This is a genomic window from Lacisediminihabitans sp. H27-G8 (genome assembly GCF_046156175.1).
GTDB lineage: Bacteria > Actinomycetota > Actinomycetes > Actinomycetales > Microbacteriaceae > Lacisediminihabitans.
In genome coordinates, this window is record NZ_JAYLVL010000004.1 from 220,094 (window position 1) to 239,514 (window position 19,421).

At 67.3% G+C, this 19,421-nt stretch carries 19 protein-coding genes; 12 read left to right on the plus strand and 7 right to left on the minus strand.

What is annotated here, in order from left to right:
* Together VLI63_RS14020 and rbsD are read left to right on the plus strand one after the other, a co-directional pair.
* On the plus strand, positions 1–650 hold a 650-nt coding region (locus VLI63_RS14020; protein WP_409157478.1), incomplete at its 5' end, for an NAD-dependent epimerase/dehydratase family protein.
* Positions 647–1,051 (plus strand): D-ribose pyranase, encoded by a 405-nt coding sequence (gene rbsD / locus VLI63_RS14025; RefSeq protein WP_409157479.1) that lies wholly within the window; start codon positions 647–649, stop codon positions 1,049–1,051. The genes VLI63_RS14020 and rbsD, both read left to right, overlap by 4 nt.
* A gap of 142 nt (positions 1,052–1,193) precedes the next feature.
* Here rbsD and VLI63_RS14030 read toward each other — a convergent pair whose 3' ends face one another.
* Positions 1,194–1,574: a MarR family winged helix-turn-helix transcriptional regulator gene (locus VLI63_RS14030; protein WP_409157480.1), complete on the minus strand. Its 381-nt coding sequence runs from the start codon at positions 1,572–1,574 to the stop codon at positions 1,194–1,196.
* Positions 1,575–1,655: 81 nt separating this feature from the next.
* On the minus strand, positions 1,656–3,413 hold the full coding sequence (locus tag VLI63_RS14035) for an MFS transporter (protein WP_409157481.1): 1,758 nt from the start codon (positions 3,411–3,413) through the stop codon (positions 1,656–1,658).
* A gap of 116 nt (positions 3,414–3,529) precedes the next feature.
* Here VLI63_RS14035 and VLI63_RS14040 point away from each other — a divergent pair, with 116 nt between their 5' ends.
* The 7 genes from VLI63_RS14040 to VLI63_RS14070 all read left to right on the plus strand — a co-directional run bounded on the left by VLI63_RS14040 (position 3,530) and on the right by VLI63_RS14070 (position 10,806).
* Complete coding sequence (locus VLI63_RS14040; RefSeq protein ID WP_409157482.1) at positions 3,530–3,928, plus strand: PPOX class F420-dependent oxidoreductase; 399 nt, start codon at positions 3,530–3,532, stop codon at positions 3,926–3,928.
* Between the two features lie 231 nt (positions 3,929–4,159).
* Positions 4,160–5,095 carry a hypothetical protein gene (locus VLI63_RS14045; RefSeq protein WP_409157483.1) on the plus strand — a complete coding sequence of 312 codons (936 nt, stop codon included), beginning with the start codon at positions 4,160–4,162 and terminating at the stop codon, positions 5,093–5,095.
* A gap of 22 nt (positions 5,096–5,117) precedes the next feature.
* Complete coding sequence (locus VLI63_RS14050; protein WP_409157484.1) at positions 5,118–6,125, plus strand: Gfo/Idh/MocA family protein; 1,008 nt, start codon at positions 5,118–5,120, stop codon at positions 6,123–6,125.
* A 19-nt stretch (positions 6,126–6,144) separates the two neighbouring features.
* Entirely contained in the window at positions 6,145–7,932 is a 1,788-nt protein-coding gene (gene dacB, locus VLI63_RS14055) for a D-alanyl-D-alanine carboxypeptidase/D-alanyl-D-alanine-endopeptidase (RefSeq protein WP_409157485.1), read from the plus strand.
* A gap of 4 nt (positions 7,933–7,936) precedes the next feature.
* A complete protein-coding gene (locus VLI63_RS14060) occupies positions 7,937–8,539 on the plus strand; it encodes an isochorismatase family protein (protein WP_409157486.1) in 603 nt (200 codons plus the stop codon).
* Positions 8,540–8,548: 9 nt separating this feature from the next.
* Positions 8,549–10,021: an NAD-dependent succinate-semialdehyde dehydrogenase gene (locus tag VLI63_RS14065; protein WP_409157487.1), complete on the plus strand. Its 1,473-nt coding sequence runs from the start codon at positions 8,549–8,551 to the stop codon at positions 10,019–10,021.
* Positions 10,018–10,806: a TrmH family RNA methyltransferase gene (locus VLI63_RS14070; protein ID WP_409157488.1), complete on the plus strand. Its 789-nt coding sequence runs from the start codon at positions 10,018–10,020 to the stop codon at positions 10,804–10,806. The genes VLI63_RS14065 and VLI63_RS14070 overlap by 4 nt, the downstream gene beginning before the upstream one ends.
* Positions 10,807–10,810: 4 nt before the next feature.
* Here the strand turns inward: VLI63_RS14070 and VLI63_RS14075 are convergent, their stop codons facing one another.
* Complete coding sequence (locus tag VLI63_RS14075) at positions 10,811–11,200, minus strand: DUF6855 family protein (protein ID WP_409157489.1); 390 nt, start codon at positions 11,198–11,200, stop codon at positions 10,811–10,813.
* 177 nt (positions 11,201–11,377) lie between these two features.
* Positions 11,378–13,246 (minus strand): ABC transporter ATP-binding protein, encoded by a 1,869-nt coding sequence (locus VLI63_RS14080; RefSeq protein WP_409157490.1) that lies wholly within the window; start codon positions 13,244–13,246, stop codon positions 11,378–11,380.
* A 126-nt stretch (positions 13,247–13,372) separates the two neighbouring features.
* Here VLI63_RS14080 and VLI63_RS14085 point away from each other — a divergent pair, with 126 nt between their 5' ends.
* Genes VLI63_RS14085 through VLI63_RS14095 form a run of 3 tightly spaced genes read left to right on the plus strand, consistent with a single transcriptional unit; the run spans position 13,373 to position 15,995 of the window.
* Positions 13,373–14,299 carry an ABC transporter ATP-binding protein gene (locus tag VLI63_RS14085; RefSeq protein WP_409157491.1) on the plus strand — a complete coding sequence of 309 codons (927 nt, stop codon included), beginning with the start codon at positions 13,373–13,375 and terminating at the stop codon, positions 14,297–14,299.
* Positions 14,296–15,159 carry an ABC transporter permease gene (locus VLI63_RS14090; RefSeq protein ID WP_409157492.1) on the plus strand — a complete coding sequence of 288 codons (864 nt, stop codon included), beginning with the start codon at positions 14,296–14,298 and terminating at the stop codon, positions 15,157–15,159. Before VLI63_RS14085 ends, VLI63_RS14090 begins: the two co-directional genes overlap by 4 nt.
* Positions 15,156–15,995, plus strand: a complete 840-nt coding sequence (locus VLI63_RS14095) for an ABC transporter permease (RefSeq protein WP_409157493.1) — start codon at positions 15,156–15,158, stop codon at positions 15,993–15,995. The genes VLI63_RS14090 and VLI63_RS14095 overlap by 4 nt, the downstream gene beginning before the upstream one ends.
* A 116-nt stretch (positions 15,996–16,111) precedes the next feature.
* On the opposite strand, the gene VLI63_RS14100 is transcribed toward VLI63_RS14095, so the two are convergent.
* The 3 genes from VLI63_RS14100 to VLI63_RS14110 form a co-directional block, all read right to left on the minus strand.
* Entirely contained in the window at positions 16,112–17,503 is a 1,392-nt protein-coding gene (locus VLI63_RS14100; RefSeq protein WP_409157494.1) for an MFS transporter, read from the minus strand.
* A gap of 134 nt (positions 17,504–17,637) precedes the next feature.
* On the minus strand, positions 17,638–18,909 hold the full coding sequence (locus tag VLI63_RS14105; RefSeq protein WP_409157495.1) for an MFS transporter: 1,272 nt from the start codon (positions 18,907–18,909) through the stop codon (positions 17,638–17,640).
* A 76-nt stretch (positions 18,910–18,985) separates the two neighbouring features.
* Positions 18,986–19,420, minus strand: coding sequence for a hypothetical protein (locus VLI63_RS14110; protein ID WP_409157496.1), 435 nt, complete (start codon positions 19,418–19,420; stop codon positions 18,986–18,988).
* Position 19,421: the final 1 nt, after the last annotated feature.

Sequence of the window (19,421 nt, forward strand, 5' to 3'; positions counted from 1 at the left end):
GCAACCCGGCACACGTTGTCTTCCGCACCAACCTGATGGCGACCTTCAATGTGCTCGAGGCTGCGGTGCGTTTCGGAGTGAAGCGCTTCGTGAACATCTCGAGCGAGACCGTGCCCGGGTTCTTCTTTCCCGAGCGCCCCTTCCTTCCGGACTACGCGCCGGTGGACGAGCTGCACCCGGCCCACCCGCAGGATCCCTATGCGCTCACCAAGCACTTCGGAGAGCAGCTGATGAACGCGGCAGTCGAACGCAGCGACATCCGCGCCATCTCGATCCGCCCGAGCTGGGTTCAGAACGAGGGCAACTACGAGCAGAACCTCGGCCCGCAGGTTCGCGATGCCTCGGTTCTCAGCCCCAACCTGTGGAGCTACATCGACGCCTACGACCTCGCTGATGCCATCGTGCTCGCCACCGAGTCGGAGCTTCCGGGACACGAGGTGTTCTACATCGCCTCGCCCGACAACGTGGGCGGCCACGACTTCGCCGAGGTGCTTCACCAGTACTACGGCGACAAGATCGAACTGCGTGAGCTCGACCGGGTCGACGCCTCCGGAATCTCCAGCGCGAAGGCGCAGCGGATGCTCGGCTGGACCCCCAAGCGTTCCTGGCGTGACTACCTCGACGCCGACGGTCGGGCCATCGCCAAATGAAGCGCACCAGCGGGATCATCAATCCGCAACTGTCGCGCGTGATCGCCGAATGCGGCCATACCGATGCGATCGTCGTCGCCGATGCCGGCTTGCCGATCCCTCTGGGAGTGGAGCGCATCGACCTCGCGTACCGGGAGGGCTCGCCGGCATTCCTCGACATCCTCGACTCGGTGCTCGAGGAGTTCATCGTCGAGCGGGCGGTGATCTCGGGCGAGATGGAGACGGAGAGCCCGGGGATGCTCGCCGCGGTGAAGGAACGCCTCGAGCAGTTCGGAGTCTCGGTCGAGGCCGTTCCTCACGTCGAGTTCAAGGCTCTCACCCGGGACGCGCGCGCGATCGTTCGCACAGGCGAGTACACGCCGTACTCGAATGTGATGCTCTTCTCCGGCGCCCCGTTCTAGCGGACGCGCCCCGAAGTGCCACGCACGGCGGAGAATTCCGTCGCGCGTGGCACTCCGCATAGCGGAGCACTCCGATGAGCCCGCCTCTCGTGTGGGCGGGGGTGAACCGGACCTGCGCTGCGCCACGAAGTCCGGAAACCGGTCAGCGCAGCTCGATCATCCGCTCGAGCGCCGGGAGCGCCGCCTCGATCGTGGCGACCTCCTCTGCAGAGAGTGGCTCGAGCAGTTCGGCGACGATCTGCTGGCGCACTCTCCGCGCCACCTGCACGGCCTCGAGGCCGGCATCCGTCACCTGGATCAGCGAGGCGCGACCGTCGGCCGGATCCGTAGTGCGGGAGACCAGCCCCTTGGCTTCGAGTTCGGCGACCAAGCGGGTGATGCTCGGAGCGGAGACCAGCTCGACCTGCGCGAGCTCGGCGAGCCGGATCGGCCCGTGTTTCGCCACCGACACCAGCGCAGAGAGCAGGCTGTGGCTGAGCCCGCCGCGCGCCGACCGCAGTCGGCGGGTGAGCTGGCCGATCACGAAGGCGAAGCGCCCGGCAGAGTCGGTCAGTAGTCGATCGATGGTGCCACGCCCTCTCGAATCCGGCCGGCGAGCGCCGGTCTAGACGTTGCTCATCGTAGCGGCGGCACCCTGCGGAAGCTCATCACGAATCGGCTCCTCCTCGTGGATGTACTTGCCTCCCGCGGTGAGGGATGCGATGGCACCGATCACCGACATCGCCGCCGCAGCGATGAAGACGATCACGAGGCCCGCATGGAACGGGTCGGCGATCAGCTGAGGGAAGAAGGTCTTGCCGGTGAGCGCGGCCGCGTTCGACGACGACAGCGACTTCAGCACGCCGGTCGGTCCGAGAATGGACTCGATCGGGTTGTAGCCGAGGAAGGCGGCGAACAGGCTTCCGACCGGGGGAGTGGCCGCAACCTGGTTGGCCACGGTGGCCCCCACCCCGTGAGCGGTGAGCCCGGAGCGCAGCGCGTTGGGGAGGGTCGTGGCGAGGCCGGCGATCATCAGCGAGAAGAAGATGCCGATCGACAGCGAGTTGCCGGCGTTCTGGAAGGTCCCGGTCATTCCGGATGCCGCACCGCGCTGGTTCGCCGGCACGCTGTTCATGATCGCGGTGCGGTTGGGGGCCGCGAAGAGGCCGGATCCCACCCCGTTGAGGAAGGTGATGAGCGCGAACAGCCAGTAGGGGAAGTCCACCGGGATGAGCAGCAACGCCACGAAGGTGGCGGCGACGAGCAACAGGCCGCCGGTTGCGAACCCTCGGGCGCCGAACCTGTCGGACAGCGATCCGGAAACCGGTCCGGAGACCAGGAATCCGATGGTGAGGGGCAACAGGTAGATGCCCGCCCACAGCGGTGTGCTCTCGTAGGAATAGCCGTGGAGTGGCAGCCAGATGCCCTGCAGCCAGATGATCAGCATGAATTGCAGGCCACCCCGGCTGATCGAGGCGAGCAGGCCAGCGAAGTTGCCCCAGGCGAAAGCGCGGATACGGAACAGCCGCATGTTGAACATCGGGTCCGTGGTGTGCAGCTCGAGGAACACGAATCCGATCAGGAACGCGATGCCCCCGATGATCCCGGTGAGCACCCACGGGTTCAGCCACCCGGTGGAGGAATCGCCGTAGGGCTGGATGCCGTAGGTGATGCCGGTGAGCAGCGCGACGAGTCCGACGGCGAAGACGATGTTGCCCGGCCAGTCCACCTTTCCGGTGGCCCGGGTGCCTACTTCGTGAAGTGACTTGTACGACCAGATCGTGCCGAGGATGCCGAAGGGCACGCTCACGACGAATACCGCGTGCCAGTCGATCTCGGCGAGCACGCCGCCGACGATGAGCCCGAGGAAGGTGCCAGCGATGCCGGCGACCTGGTTGATGCCGAGCGCGAAGCCTCGGCGTTCGATCGGGAACGCGTCGGTGAGGATCGCGGTGGAGTTGGCGAACAGCATCGAGCCGCCGACGGCCTGTACGACGCGCCATCCGATCAGCCAGAGGGCGCCCTGCCCGCCGGTGAAGGGGTCGAACACGAGGAAGACAGCGGAGATGGTGAAGATGACGAAGCCGAGGTTGTAGATCTTCACGCGACCGTAGAGGTCACCGAGCCTTCCGAAGCTCACGACGAGCACCGCGGTGACGAGGATGTACCCGGTGAGCATCCAGAGCAGGTAGCTGACGTTGCCCGGCTCGAGCGGGTTCAGCTTGATCCCGGTGAAGATGGCCGGGAGCGAGATCAACACGATCGACCCGTTGATGGTGGCCATCAGGATGCCGAGGGTCGTGTTGCTCAGTGCGATCCACCGGTAGTTCGGGTGGTCTTTGTTGAACATCCCGGTTCGCGTCTTCACGGTCTTCTGTCCCACGATTGCCTCCGTTTCCCGGTCTCGTCGTTGAGCGCCCGCGCCAGTGACTGGCATTTAGTTACTTGTTGTGAACTAAGTATAACCGACCAGCGCCCGCGACTCCCTAACATGGAGCCATGACCCTCCCCGCCGACTTCTCCGCCCTGGGTGATGAGCACTTCGTGTCGCTGACGACGTTCCGCAAGTCGGGGGATGCGGTCTCGACCCCGGTCTGGATCGCCCGTGATGGCGATGACCTCGTGGTCACGACACCCGCGACGAGCGGCAAGGTCAAACGGCTGCGCAACAGTCCCCGCGTGGAACTGCGCGTCTGCGATCGCCTGGGCCGCGTGAAGGACGGAGTGCCGGCGATCCGCGGAAGCGCCGCCATCGAGTCCGGTGACGATGTCACCGCGAGACTCGACACGATCTTCGCTGCCAAGTTCAGACTCGAATACAAGATCTTCATGTTCATCGAAAGCCGCGGCAAGCAGGGCAAGAAGGATCGCGTGCTGCTGCGGATCACCCCCGCCTGACCGATCCGCGGCTCGGTTCGTCGGAGGCGGAATTGTGCCCCGGACAGGGGGAGAAACGCGCATTCTGTCCCCTCCTCGGGGCGGAATGTAAGCAGCGAAACGCCCCCACTTCGGGGGCGACTTTCGGCTACCTCTTCCGTATTTGCTTGTGATGCCTCTGCCCGGGGCCTAGCGTTGGCCGTAGGCGCGGCGATGATATGTCGGTCTCACTGGGGTTCGGGGGAATCTGGCATGAAGCGGTTCGCACTACTCACGACGGTTCTCACCGCCGTACTCACGCTCGTCCTGCCCTTCATCGGCGGCAGCGGCCCGTCGCTCACCGGCGCGGTCTCCTCCGCGTCGGCGGCCGATTCCGCAGCCCCTCGCTATGCCTCGTCCCTCGCCCCTGCGGCGACCGCCGCGGTCGCACCCGTAACGGTCGTCACCAACGAGGTGCTGATCGCGAAGGCCCAGGCAGCCACGGTGGCCTACCTGAAGTCCGATTCCGAGCACCTGGGCCAGAAGCCCGTGCCGATCCCGGTGGTCGTCGCACCGCCGGCTGCACAGCCCTCTGCAAGCGGTCACCGCACCAGCCGCGGCGGTTCGAGCGCCGGGTCGAGCTCCGGAGGAAGCACCGCCGACCGTCGGGCCGCCGCAGCAGCGGCCGGCACCTCCTGCCCGGGCAGCGCGGGCGGCGGCGGCAGCGCACCGGGCGGAAGTGAATCGGGCATCGGCGGAACCACCAGCGGCGACATCCAGTCCTTCTCGGCCACGCTCAATGCCATCCGCGCAGCCAACTGTCTGCAGCCCATCGCTCCCGGCAACTTCCGCTACGACTCGTGCATGGAGCAGCGCCTGTACTGGATGGCCGAAGACCCGAGCACCAACCCGGGCAACACCTGGGGCCACTCCGGTGTGCGGAGCCTCGCCCCCGACGCCAACGGGGTCTACTATTCGGACGCCGTCCCGGCCAAGGGATGCGACGGCAACCTCGCGGGAGGATCGGGCAACAGCGGAGCGACAGTCGCCCAGAAGTGGTGGGACTCGCTTGCCCACCGCGCGTCCCTCTATCGACCCGGAGTGGCGAGCACGAGCGGCGTCTGCATCTACTTCGCGATGACCCACGGGGGAGTGCCCGGCGAGAGTGGCGGCTTCACCCGCGCTGCGGCGCGCTGGGGTGGCTGCTGAGCCACTGCTAGATTCTCGTTCCATGACTATGGAAGAGACGACGAACTCACCCGCGCCGATTCGCTGGGGCATCCTCGGCACCGGGTTCATCGCCCACACCCAGACTGCCGATCTCATCGGCTGCGGCTTCACCGTCGCGGCAGTCGGCTCCCGCTCTCAGGAGTCGGCCGAGGCGTTCGCGGCGGAGTTCGGCATCCCGGTCGCGCACGGAAGCTATGAAGACCTCGTCGCCGACCCCGGGGTCGATGCGATCTACATCTCGACGCCGCATCCGTTCCATGCCGCGAACGCGCTGCTCGCGCTGCGGGCGGGTAAACATGTCCTGGTCGAGAAGTCCTACACCGTCACTGCCGGGGAGGCGCGCGAGGTGGTCGAGGTGGGCGAAGCCGCCGGGCTCGTGGTGATGGAGGCGATGTGGACCCGCTTTCTGCCTCATATGTTGCGCATTCGCGAGATCATCGCCGCCGGAACTCTCGGCGACGTGCGAACCCTGATCGCCGACCACAACCAGAACCTTCCGAAGGATCCGCTGCACCGCCTCAACAACCCGGAGCTCGGGGGCGGCGCACTTCTCGACCTGGGCATCTACCCGGTGTCATTCGCGTTCGACCTCTTCGGCGCACCGACGCAGGTGAAGGCACTGGCCGCGATGACCGCGACCGGTGTCGACCGACAGACCGCCATCCTGCTCGGATTCGAGGATGACCGGCAGGCCGTGCTGCACTGTGCTCTCGACACCAAGGGCCCGAACACCGCCTCGATCCTCGGAACGGATGGCCGCATCGACATCGACGCCGTGTGGTATTCGCCCACGAGCTTCACGGTCTTCGATGCAGAGGGCACGGTGATCGAGCGATTCGAGAGCACCGTCTCGCACCGTGGCATGCAGTACCAGGCCTGGGAGTTCGAGCGGCGCATCCGGGAGGGCGACCTCGCTCCGGCCATCCTCCCGGCGACCGAGAGCGTGCGCATCATGGAGACCCTCGACGCGGTCCGTGCGCAGATCGGCCTCGCCTACCCCGGCGAATAGGCCCGGTTATCATGGGTGGGTGAGTGACCCGAAGGATCCGCAGCTCCCGCAGCCGCCGATCGATCCCCAGAGCGCGGCGCCGGCGCAGCCTCCGACTGTGCCGCCTGCCACGGTTTCACCCCCCTCTGTGCCGCTGACCAGGCGCGAAGCGCGGGAGCTCGAGCAGTCAGGCCAACTGCCCGTCACCGCGTCGGTGCCTCCGGCCGCAGAACCTCCGGCCGCAGTACCTCCTGCTGCCGAGGCTCGTGCCATCGTGACTCCGGCCCCCGAGCCCACTGTGCTTCTCCCCGCCTCCGGCACCGCGCTCTTCTTTCCATCCCCGCCTCCCGAGCAGCCGACGCAATTGCTTGCCACCGCCGCTGCACCGGAAGCATCGGCGGCCGCCGCGCCCCCCGGCAGTCGCGGCGGCATCTTCGCGCTCATCGCGAAGCATCCGAATGCCTGGCTGTTCTCCGCTCTCGGCGTCGTCTTCGCGCTCCTGGCCACCGGATCCGTGCTCACCGGCATGGCCGTCGGCTCGGGCTCGGCGGATGCCTCGGCTCCCGGTGCCGCCGCGGGCCCGAGCGCCACGCCGACGCCCACCCCCACCCGGGACGTCCCCGCCGCGATCGCCGCGGCCACGCGGCTGCGCACCTGTTCCGTCGTCGCGCCCGCCACCGACCCGAATCTCCTCACCTTCCAGGCCTCGGTGATCAACGCCACGACCGGCGAGGTGCTCTTCGATCGCGGGGGCGCCACACCCTCGCGCACCGCGAGCGTGCTCAAGACCCTCACAGCGGCTGCGGCGCTCAACGTGCTCGGGCCCGACTACCGGATCTCGACCAAGGTGTACGCGGGTGCCACACCCGGCACGGTGGTGCTCGTCGGTGGCGGCGATCCCACGCTGAGCGCGTTGCCACAGGGTCAGGAGAGCGTCTACCGCGGCGCCGCCAAGCTGAGCGATCTGGCCGCCCAAGCCCAGGCGAAGAGTGCGGTGCCGATCACCGACATCGTGCTCGATTCGAGCTTCTGGGACCCGAACGACAACTGGGATCCGAGTTGGGAGCGCAGCGAGCAGTCCGAGGGGTACCAGCCCGAGGTGACCGCGCTCACCGTCGACGGGGGCCGGGCGGATCCCCGCAAGCAAGACAGCCCGCGCAGCAGCGAACCGATTGCCGACGCGGGTACCGCCTTCGCCGCCGACCTCGGCGTCTCCGGGGCCGAACACATCACGACCGGCACGGTGCCAGCCGGCGCGACCCTGCTCGGTGAGGTGACGTCACGGCCGGTGAGCGAACTCGTGGCCTACATGCTGCCGGTCTCCGACAACACCCTCGGGGAATACCTCGCGCGCCAGACCTCGAAGGTCGCGGGCAACGACGGATCCTCGGCCTCTCTCGCGCAGGTGATCCCGGCCGCCCTCACCAAATACGGCCTCACGACCACCGGAGTGGTCATCCGCGACGGATCGGGGCTCAGCAATGACAACGCGGTGCCCGCTGCCTTCGTCGCGCAACTGATGGCCAAGGTGTCTGCGGGCCAGCAGAATCTCAACATCATCTACGACGCGCTGCCGATCGCGGGCAAGACCGGCACCCTCGCCAGCCGGTTCACCGGGGCGAATGCGGTGGCCAGGGGAGCCGTCAACGCGAAGACGGGCTGGATCAAGACCGAGTACGCGCTCGCCGGCGTCGTACACGCCACCGACGGCACGACCCTCGCGTTCGCGTTCTACGCCCTCGGCGCCATCAACAATCGCACCATTCCGGCACTCGACACCATCACCACCGCCGTATTCAAGTGCGGCAACAACCTGTCGAACAACTGATCTCATGACCCGCGCCCTGTTCATCATCGACGTGCAGAACGACTTCACCGAGGGCGGCGCGCTCGGCGTCGCGGGCGGCGCGGCCGTCGCCGCGGCGATCACGCGGTATCTGGCGCAGCATCCGCATCGCTATGACCAGGTCTTCGCCTCCCGCGACTGGCACGACGCCGAGGGCGACAACGGCGGCCACTTCGCGAGGGGGCACTCCGGCGAAGCGGATGCCCCGGACTTCGTGACCACTTGGCCGGTGCACTGCGTGGCCGGCACGACCGGTGCCGACTACCACCCGGCATTGGACACCTCGGCCGTCACGGTCGGAGTGCGCAAGGGACAGGGACGCCCGGCCTACTCGATCTTCGAGGGCGTGACCGACTCCGGGCAATCCGTGGTGCAGAGACTCGACGAACTGCGCATCGACGAGGTGGACGTGGTGGGCATCGCGACCGACTACTGCGTGCTCGCCAGCGCGCTCGATGCCGTGGCGGCGGGCCGGACGGTGCGGGTGTTCGACGACCTCGTCGCCGGGGTCGATGCGACATCGAGCACGCTCGCCCTCGAGCGCCTGGTGGCGGCCGGGGTGCGGGTCGAAGGGTCCCCGCAAAACTAGACTGGTCGCATGAGTGTGATCTCCGAATCCGAACTTCTGTCCCGCGTGCCCGACCGGCTCTTCATCGGTGGGGAGTGGGTGGAATCCACCTCTGGACGATCGATCGAGGTGGTCGATCCGTCGACCGGGCTGGTGATCAAGACCATCGCCGACGCGTCGGTCGCCGACGGAGCCCTGGCGATGGATGCCGCTGCGGCTGCGCAGGCTTCCTGGGCGGCAACCGCCCCCCGGGTGCGCGGCGAGATCCTGCGCCGGGCCTTCGACCTGCTGCAGGAGCGCGCCGATGAATTCGCGCTGCTGATGACGCTCGAAATGGGGAAGCCCCTCGCCGAAGCGCGCGGTGAGGTCACCTATGGTGGCGAGTTCCTGCGCTGGTTCAGCGAGGAAGCCGTGCGCATCGGCGGCCACTACGGGGTGAACCCCGAGGGCACGGGTCGCATGTTCGTCACCCGCTTCCCGGTCGGACCCTCTTTTCTCATCACCCCGTGGAACTTTCCGCTGGCGATGGCGACCCGCAAGATCGCGCCGGCGCTCGCGGCCGGGTGCACCGCGGTGGTGAAGCCCGCAGAGCTGACCCCTCTCACCACCCTCTACTTCGCGAAGCTCCTCGAGGAGTCCGGCCTGCCGAAGGGAGTGCTCAACATCATCACGACCTCCACCTCCGGCGAGGTCTCCGCACCGATCATCGCTGATTCCCGCTTGCGCAAGCTCAGCTTCACCGGGTCGACGCCGGTGGGGGTCCGCCTGCTCAAGCAGGCCGCCGACAACGTGCTCCGCACGTCCATGGAGCTGGGGGGCAACGCCCCGTTCCTGGTGTTCGAGGATGCCGATCTCGACGCCGCCGTCGACGGCGCGATGATCGCGAAGTTCCGCAACATCGGCCAGGCCTGCACGGCGGCGAACCGGTTCATCGTTCACGAGTCGGTGGCCGAGGAGTTCGCCGCGCGCGTCACCGAGCGTGTCAACGCGCTGACGATCGGCAGGGGCACCGAGGCCGGGGTCTCGATCGGGCCGCTCATCAACGCCGCCGCGGTTGCCAAGGCCGACGAGCTGGTCACGGATGCGGTCTCCCGCGGCGCGACAGTTCTCACCGGCGGGACCCCGGTCGACCGCGATGGTACCTTCTACGCACCCACAGTGATCACGGGGGTGACGCCCGGCAGCGACATCCTGCGCGAAGAGATCTTCGGACCGGTGCTGTCGATCACGACCTTCACCGACGAGGCGGATGCGGTGGCCAAAGCCAACGACACCCAGTACGGCCTGGTGAGCTACGCCTTCACGCGCGACCTGGCCCGTGGGCTTCGCCTGATCGACAGCATCCAGACCGGCATGATGGGCCTCAACGTGGGAGTCGTCTCGAACGCGGCGGCGCCCTTCGGCGGAGTCAAGCAGTCCGGCCTCGGACGCGAGGGCGGCGACGTCGGCATCGACGAGTACCTCGAGACGAAGTACGTGCTCGCACCGGCCACCGTCGCGTGACCGTCGTCGAGATCACGGATCTCTCCGATCCGCGACTCGCCGACTATTCCCACCAGACGGACGTCGCGCTCAAGAAAGCGCGCGGCACCGAGCACGGCCTCTACATCGCCGAGTCGGCACTCGTGCTGCAGCGGGCGCTCACGGCAGGCCATCGACCGCGTTCGGTGCTGGCCCTCGGCAACACCGTCGACGAGGCGCGAGCGCTGGTGGGGGAGGAGGTTCCGATCTTCTCTGGGCCGAGCGAGCTCCTCGAGGAGCTGACCGGTTACCTGCTCCATCGCGGCCTGATCGCGGCGATGAACCGGCCGGCGTTGCCGAGTGCGGCGTCCCTCCTCGAGGGTGCCCGGCGGGTGATCATCCTCGAGAACGTGGCGGACCCCACCAATGTGGGAGCCATCTTCCGCTCCGTCGCCGCCATCGGTGCCGATGCGGTGTTCGTCACTCCCCGCTGCTCCGATCCGTTCTACCGTCGGGCCATCCGGGTGTCGATGGGCACGGTGCTCCAGGTGCCGTGGACGCGTCTCGGGGACTGGCCGTCGACCCGGCAGCTGCTCGCGACCGCCGGGTTCCAGGTGGCGGCGCTGGCCCTGAGCGCGGATGCCGTGAGCCTGCGCGACTTCGCGGCTCCCGCGCGACTGGCGCTCGTGCTCGGCGCCGAGGGGGAGGGTCTCACCGCGGAAGCGCTTGCCAGCGCCGACGCCGTGGTCCAGATTCCCATGGCGCACGGGATCGACTCGCTCAACGTCGCCGCGACCGCCGCCGTGGCGATGTGGGCGCTCGCCTGACCCCTCAGAGCGCTCGCATGCGGTTGTTCCGCGGGTCGTGGGTGAGCTCGGCGCGGCCGAGCAGTTCGAGCAGCGGCGGCAGGTACATCCCGAACCGGCCGCGATAGCCCTTGCGCAGGCCGTACCATCCGCCGACCGGATTCGTCTCGGCCCGTCCCCAGGCCTCGACGGTTCCCTCGGCGGGAGTCTTCGACTCGTCGGAGGCACCCAGGTCGACCCAGTCGCCCTGCTCCGTGAGCCAGGCGTGCAGGTCGTCGATCGCCCGGGACTGGTACTTCAGGGTGGTCGAGCCCACCTGGCAGACGAGTTCGTCGCCCTCGACGAACATCGTGTAGTTCGACGATCCGGGAGCCGTGACCAGCTCCCAGGGGTCGTCCTTCGTTCCAGCGGCCATCGTCGGCTCCTCTGCTCAGCAGAAATCTAGCGCATCCGACACGTCATCATTCAGGAATATGTGGGGCTGGTGAGACGGATGCTGCAGGAGTCGACCTCGGCCGTCTCGTCCGTCTCATCCGTCGCAGATATTCCTGAATGATGAAGAGCGCGGAAGGGGTTGACGAAGCGGAACGCGTCAGACCAGCAGCTGGTGTTTCGCGAGCTCGCGGTAAAGCGGGGTGCTCTTGACGAGTTCGGAGTGGGTGCCGACGCCGACGACCCGCCCGTGGTCGAGCACTACGATCTGGTCGGAGTCGACCACGGTGGAGAGGCGGTGCGCGATCACGATCAGGGTGCGGTTCTCGGCGACGGCATCGATCGCCTCGCGCAGCAGCTGCTCGTTGAGCCCGTCGAGAGACGACGTCGACTCGTCAAGCAGCAGGATGGGCGGAGCCGCGAGCAGGGTGCGTGCGATGGCGAGACGCTGGCGCTCACCACCGGAGAGCATGACGCCCTCCTCGCCGACCGCCGCATCCAGGCCCTTCTCGCTGCGCTCGAGCACCGCGGTGAGGTTCACATCGTGCAACACCCGGATGCACTCCTCGTCGGTGGCGCTGGGAGCGCCGAGAGTGAGGTTGTCGCGCAGCGAGCCGGCCAGCACCGGGGCATCCTGCTCCACATAGCCGATCTGGGCACGAAGGGTCTCGCGATCGAGCCCGCGGATGTCGATGCCGCCGAGTCGCACCAGACCTGCGGTCGGGTCGTAGAAGCGCTCGATCAGCGCGAGGATCGTGCTCTTTCCGGCGCCGGAAGGGCCGACCAGTGCGGTGCGTTGACCGCGGGGGGCGTCGAAGGAGACCCCGTGGAGCACGGTGAGGTCCTTCGGTGCGGCATCCTCCACGAGTTCGGAGTGCTCCACCGACCCGGAGCCGGTGGCAGGGGCGGATGGGGGGACCGGTGGTGCCGGGTAGGTGAACACCACGTCGTGGAAGCTGATCGCGGCATCCGAGGGCATCGGCGCAGCGGGTTCGATCGCGCCGTCGAGCTCTGCTTCGCTCGGAAGGGTCACGATCTCCTGGATGCGCCCGAGCGCACCGAGCGCCTGGTTCACCGAGGTGATCGCGCCGAAGGCCTGCCCGAGAGGCATGATCAGCATGAAGAGGAAGAAGATGAACGCCACCAGGTTGGCGATCGTGATGGCACCGCTCGCGACCCGGAATCCTCCGACACCGAGCACCACGAGCAGGGAGACCTGCAGGGCGATTCCGGCGATCGGCACCACGAGTGCCGAGATCTTCGCGACCTGGATGCCCATCTCCCACGCGCCCTTGGCGTCCTTCTCGATCGCCGCGGTCTCGCGATCGGTGGCGTTGGAGGCACGAACGGTGCGGATGGCTCCGAGCGCGCGTTCGACGGAGGCGGCGAGATCCCCCACCTTTTCCTGCTGTTTGCGGCTCGCGACCCGCACCCGGCCGGACAGCAGTACGACCGTGACGACGGAGACGGCGATGACCAGCACGGTCAGACCGAGAAGCACCGGATCGATGACGAGCATCGCGATCAGGGCGCCGAGGAAGATGAGGGCACCGCCGATCGCGTCCACGAGACCCTGGGTCAGGACCGCGTAGAGCAGGGTGGTGTCGGATCCCACCCGGGAGACGAGGTCGCCGGTGCGGCGGGTGTCGAACTCGCTGATCGGCAGCCGCAGCATCCGCCGCACGAGCTGGCGGCGGGCAGAGAGCACGACGCTCGTCCCGGTGCGCTGCAGAAGGTAATGCTGCACCCCCGAGAGGATCGCGGAGATCACGACCAGTGCGACGAGCAGGTACACGAGCGCGCCGAGGGGATCGTTCTTCTGCACCCGTGCGATCACCTGGCTCACCAGCAGCGGCTGCCCGAGGGATGTCGCCGCCCCGAGCACGCTGAGCGCGATGACGATGCCGAGCACCTTCTTGTGCTCGAGCAGGTAGGGCAGAAGCTGGCTGAAGCTCGCGCGGGGTCCGTCGTCCTTCTTCGGGCGGGAGAAGGGAGAGCGGGAGGGGCGGGATTGCGTGCTTGTGCTCATGATGTCGTTTCCGTTGGGCGAGGCGAACAATCAAGCTTAGGCACGGCAGTGCTGGGAGATCGTACTCCGCAGGGAGCATGAGCGAGGCTCGCACTATGTCCGGGGGAGTGGTTATGGTGGATCATCGTGCCTATCCCTGTCATCGCCGCCAGTCTCCTCACCAAGAAATACAAGGACTTCGCCGCCGTCGACGGCCTCTCCTTCGAGGTCGCGCCCGGGGAGTCCTTCGGACTGCTCGGTCCGAACGGCGCCGGAAAGTCGACCACGATGCGGATGGTCGGAGCCGTCTCCACCCGCACGAGCGGCGACCTCAGCATCCTCGGGCTCGACCCGGACGCGAACGGGCCCGAGATCCGCTCCCAACTCGGCGTCGTGCCGCAGCAGGACAACCTCGACACCGAACTCCGGGTGCGCGACAACCTCATCATCTACGGGCGCTACTTCGGCATCGGCATCGCGGAGTGCGGACGCCGTGCCGACGAGCTGCTCGAGTTCGCCCAACTCTCCGACCGCAAGAAATCCAAGGTCGACGACCTCTCGGGCGGCATGAAGCGCCGGCTCACCATCGCGCGCTCGCTCATGAACGAGCCGCGCATCCTGCTGCTCGACGAGCCGACCACCGGCCTCGATCCCCAGGCGCGCCACATCCTCTGGGATCGCCTGTTCCGGCTCAAGGAGCAGGGCACGACGCTGGTGCTCACCACCCACTACATGGATGAGGCCGAGCAGCTCTGCGACCGACTGATCGTGGTCGACAAGGGCACGATCATGGCAGAGGGTGCACCGGCCGAGCTCATCCGCCAGTACTCCACCCGGGAGGTCGCCGAGTTGCGCTTCGGGTCGGAGCGCAATGCGGAGGTGGCGCAGCTGATCGTCGGGGTCGGGGAGCGCATCGAGGTGCTGCCCGACCGCATCCTCGTCTACAGCGAAGACGGTGACGCGGTGCTCGCCGAGATCGCGCGACGGGGGCTGCACCCGATCACGAGCCTGGTGCGTCGCTCCAGCCTCGAAGACGTCTTCCTGCGACTCACCGGACGGAGCCTGATCGAATGAGCCCCGATCGAATGGGCACGGCGCAGGCGGCCTCGACGGCCGACGCGCGCGGCACGGCCCTCGCCGGCGGGGTCAAGCCCCGGCGATGGGGATCCTGGTACGTCGCGGAGCATCGCATCCGGGGCATCAACTCGTACTACAAGACGCTGCTCGCGACGGCGATCGGCAGCCCGGTCATCTACCTCTTCGCGCTCGGCGTGGGGCTCGCGACCCTTGTCGACAAGAACCAGGGCAACGCCTTCGGGGGAGTGGGCTACCTCGCCTTCGTGGCGCCCGCGCTGATCGCATCCGCGGCGGTTGAGGCGGCCTCGGAGGAGTGTACCTACCCGATCCTGATGGGCTTCAAGTGGAACCCGATCTTCTTCGGCATGAACGCGGCGCCGATCTCGGGCAACCAGATCGTGAACGGCATCTTCATCTCCGTGATCGCCCGCGTGCTCCCAACGGGCATCATCTATTACCTGATCATGCTGGCCTTCGGGGCCGTGCCGAACGCGCTCGGGTTCCTCACCGTGCCGATCGCATTGCTCACGGGCATGGCGTTCGGGCTCGTGATCGCCAGCTACATGGCGACCGTCGAGACGGATGCCGGCCAGCCCGCTTTCATCCGCCGGTTCATCATCGCGCCGCTCCTGCTGTTCTCCGGCACATTCTTCCCGCTCACCCAGATGCCCATCTACCTGCAGTGGATCGGCTGGATCTCGCCGCTCTGGCACGGCACGCAGCTCGGGCGCGACGTGAGTTACGGCAACGTGGAGCCGGGCTGGCTCGTGGCCGTGCACATCCTGTTCCCCCTCGTCCTCTGCGTCTACGGGTGGTTGCGCACCCAGCGCGTCGTCACGAGGAGGCTCGACAAGTGACCGCGACGCCGACCTTCGCCCCGGTGCGTCCGGAGCCACGACCGCGCCGCAGCGGCATCCGTGCGCTGTATGCCGGTAATTCCCGCTCGGTGATCGAGCGGGGACTGCTGGCCACCCGCAGCACCAACTGGCTCATCGTGGTCAGCGGGTTCTTCGAGCCCATCTTCTACCTGCTCTCGTTGGGCATCGGCCTCGGTGCACTCGTCGGGGCGGTCACCACCTCGACGGGCCAGCAGGTGCCCTACGCCGCGTTCATCGCTCCGGCGCTGCTCGCCGTCTCGGCGATGAACGGGGCGATCTTCGACTCCACCTGGAACGTCTTCTTCAAGATGCAGTTCGCGCGGCTCTACGAGGGCATGCTCGCGACCTCCCTCGGGCCTTTGGATGTCGCGCTGGGCGAGATCTTCCTCGCCCTGCTTCGCGGTGTCGTCTACGCGGCCGGCTTCCTGCTGGTGATGCAGGTGCTCGGACTCAACCTGGCGTGGACCGCGATCCTGGCACTCCCGGCCGTGGTGCTCGTGGCCTTCGGCTTCGCGAGCCTCGGGATGGCGATCACCAGCTACATGAAGAGCTTCCAGCAGATGGACTGGATCAACTTCGCCCTGCTGCCGATGTTCCTCTTCTCGGCGACCTTCTATCCGCTGAGCGTCTACCCGCAGGTCATCCAGTGGGTGATCCAGGCCTTGCCGCTCTGGCACGGCGTCGAGCTCATCCGGGGTCTCACCACCGGCGCGCTCAGCTACGGGATGCTCGGGCACGTGCTCTACTTCGTGGTCATGATCGCGGTGGGCCTGGTGTTCACGACCCGGCGCCTGCGCGCGCTGTTCCTCGACTGAGGCCCGTCGGATCCCCCTGGCGCCGAACCGGGCGGTCGCGGACATTCCGGGCCGGCACGCCCACCCGGAATGTCCGGGCCCGCCCGGGGTCGGCCGCTGCGCCCCGCGCGAGAGGACTATTCCACGATCGTCGTGAAGTCGCTGTCGCGGGTCTCCCGGGTCAACCGGAGAGCGACGAGGGTGATCACGGCTGCCAGCGAGAGATAGAGGCCGACGAGGATCGTGCTGCCGCCCGCCAGCGCCCACAGCGCCAAGGCGATGTAGGGCGCTACGGCGGCACCGATGATGCTGGACAGGTTGTAGCTCATTCCCGAGCCGGTATAGCGCACGTTGGTGGCGAAGAGCTCCGGCAGCTGCGCACCCATCGGCCCGAAGGTGAGTCCCATGAGGGAGAAGCCGAGAATGAGCCACGCCATGACCCCCACGATGCCGCCGCCCGAGAGCGGCACGAACAGCAGCCCGAAGACGATGATGCCGATGGTGACGACGCTGAGCATCCGTCGACGACCGAAGCGCTCGGCAAGCGGCCCGGAGACCAGGGTGAAGATCCCGAAGAACACGACCCCGATGATCAGCATGATGAGGAACTCGTTGCGGGTGTAGCCGAGTCCCGGCACGAAGGCAGAGGGATCGAACGGTTTGCCGGCGGCCTTCGCGGCGGCCGCGGCGACATCCACGGTCTTCGCGGACGTACCGAAGGCCAGAGTGAAGGTCGTCATCAGGTAGAACAGCACGTACGTGGCGAGCATGATGAAGGTGCCGAGGATCAGCTGGCGCCAGCTGCTGCGGAAGACCAGCGCGAGCGGCACTCGTGCGACAGCGCCCTTCTGGATCACCCGGGTGAAGGCGGGAGCCTCGACCAGGCGGAACCGCACGTAGAGGCCGACGATCACGAGCAGCGCGCTGGCGAGGAAGGGGATTCGCCAGCCCCAGGCGGCGAAGGATGCCGGGCTCATCGTGAGATTGAGCACGAGGAAGAGCGCGTTGGCCACGATGAAGCCGATCGGCGCCCCGAGCTGCGGGAAGGTTCCGTAGATCGCGCGCTTTCCGGCCGGGGCGTTCTCGGTGGCGAGCAGGGCCGCACCGCTCCACTCCCCACCGAGGCCGATGCCCTGGGCGAAGCGGAAGATCACGAGCAGCAGCGGGGCGAGCACGGTCCAGCCGGGGGTGGAGGCCGAAGGCAGGCAGCCGATGAGGAAGGTCGCGATGCCCATGGTCAGAAGGGAGGCGATGAGCGTGCCCTTGCGTCCGATGCGGTCGCCGAAATGACCGAACAGGATGGAACCGAGCGGACGACCCACGAACGCCGCCCCGAAAACGGCGAAGGAGCTGAGCAGGGCGGTCGCGGGCGATTGCGTGGGGAAGAACAGGGCCGGGAACACGAGCACTGCCGCCGTGGCATAGACGTAGAAGTCGTAGAACTCGATCGAGGTTCCGATGAGGCTCGCGAGAATCACTCGAGAGCGTGGATTCGCGGGGGCGGCGACAGTAGCGGCGGATGATGACATGAGCGACTGCTCCCTAGTGACGTGGCGGACCATCTCCGACCATACCCCGCGTTCGGGGGTAGGCCGTAACGTCTACTCTCCCGCGGTCGGAGCGTATCGACGGGGAAGCGGGCTTCGCGGAGGGCGGGGAGGCGCTACCGCACGCCCTTGATCGGCAGGATCGCGAGACCGCCGAGCGCTGCCGCGATCGCCGAGCAGATGAAGAGAGCGGTGAATCCGCCGAGGGCGGCCACGACGAAGGCTCCGAGGAGTGGGGCGAAGGCCTGGGGCACCGCCGTGGCGATGTTCATGATGCCCAGGTCCTTGCCTCGACTGTGCGAGTCGGGCAGCACCTGGGTCGCGAGGGCCTGGTCGACGGCCATGAAGCATCCGTAACCGAGTCCGAGGAGGCCCGCAGCCGCCATCGCGACGGGAAGTGCGGGCACGAAGGCGAGAAGCAGGGCGGCGAGAGCCTGCAGGTAGGCGGCGGCGTAGACGAACACCTTGCGCTGGCCGATGCGGTCGCTGAGCTTGCCGAAGCCGAGGGCCGCGGCGATGAAGAAGACGAGGTAGATCATCGTGAGCAGGAGCAGGTCGTCTTCTGCCGACTTGCCCCTCCCCAGGCCGTACATGAGGAAGTAGAGCAGCAGAGTGGTGCCGAGGGCGTTCCCCAGATTCACGAGGATGCGGCCCAGCAGGGTCCAGCCGAAGTCGGGGAAGCGGATCGGGTTGATCCAGAACCCGCGAACCAGGCTGCCGAAGGTGAAGGGCGCGCGAAGTACTCGGGGCAGCACCTCATCCGGGATGAGCAGCAGAAATGGCATCACCAGGATTACGAGCAGCAGCGACATGAGGGCGTAACCGACGAAGGTGCTGAGCACGAGAGTGAGCACGAGCACGATACCGAGGACCGTGCCGACAGCCTGGGGCGCCGACACCCACCCGGAGACGAACCCGCGTTGGTTGACCGGCACCTGGTCGGAGATCGTGGCCGTGATGGCGGCGGACACGATGCAGAATCCGCTGAGGGCCAGTGACCAGAAGACCCCGACTCCCGTGATCGTGGTCTGGATGCCGAGGAGGAACAGGGAGATGGCGAAGACGAGAGTGCCGATCAAGATCCACGGCCGTCGCCGACCGAAGCGCGACGTGGTGCGGTCGGAGAGCGCGCCGGTGACCGGGTAGACGATCAACGCGCAGGCTCCCGCGATGCCGGAGATGATTCCGAAGGCGACAACTGTCGACACCCAATCGGTGGTGGTGAAAAGCCCGCCGATCTGTTTAGGCAGCAGGAGCTGGATGGGCGTGAGCTGTGCCATCCAGATGCCGAGCCAGGCCGTGGCGAAGAGGGTGATCCAGCGCGCCGACACCTTCCGTCGCGGCTCGGCGAAGGGAGTGAACGCGGCGGGCAGTGTGGGTGCAGTCATACGTCAGGCTCCTCCGTCGCCAGAATAGTCGCCCGTCCGGCAGTGCACTGGCCCGCGGATGCCCCCAGTTCGGGAGCTAGCCGTCGTCCTCTGCGCGCCACCGGGTGAACAACGCGGAGGCGTCACTCACGAAGGTGCCGCGCGGCACCGTGCGCCCGCAGTCGTAGACGCGCAGCTTCGCCGACTTCGAGTCGGCGAAGCGCAGCGTGATGACGGTAGCGAGTCCTCCGGTGCACACGTCATTGAGGGTCTGGTCGAAGTTCGTGACATCGATCGAATACTTCGTGACGATGGCGGAGAAGGTGGCGATGCGCGCGGCATCCGTCGTCTCGTGTGAGGAGGCCGAGAATCCCTCGACCGCCTTGGACTGGCTGTACTGGATGCTGGTGATCGGCGTCAGCTCCGGCCGGGATCCCGAATTGAGGGTCACGATGAGCACGACCAGTGCCACGGTCACCACCGCGGCGACGACCGCGATGAGTCGTAGCTGAAGCCGCGATTGCGGCTGCATG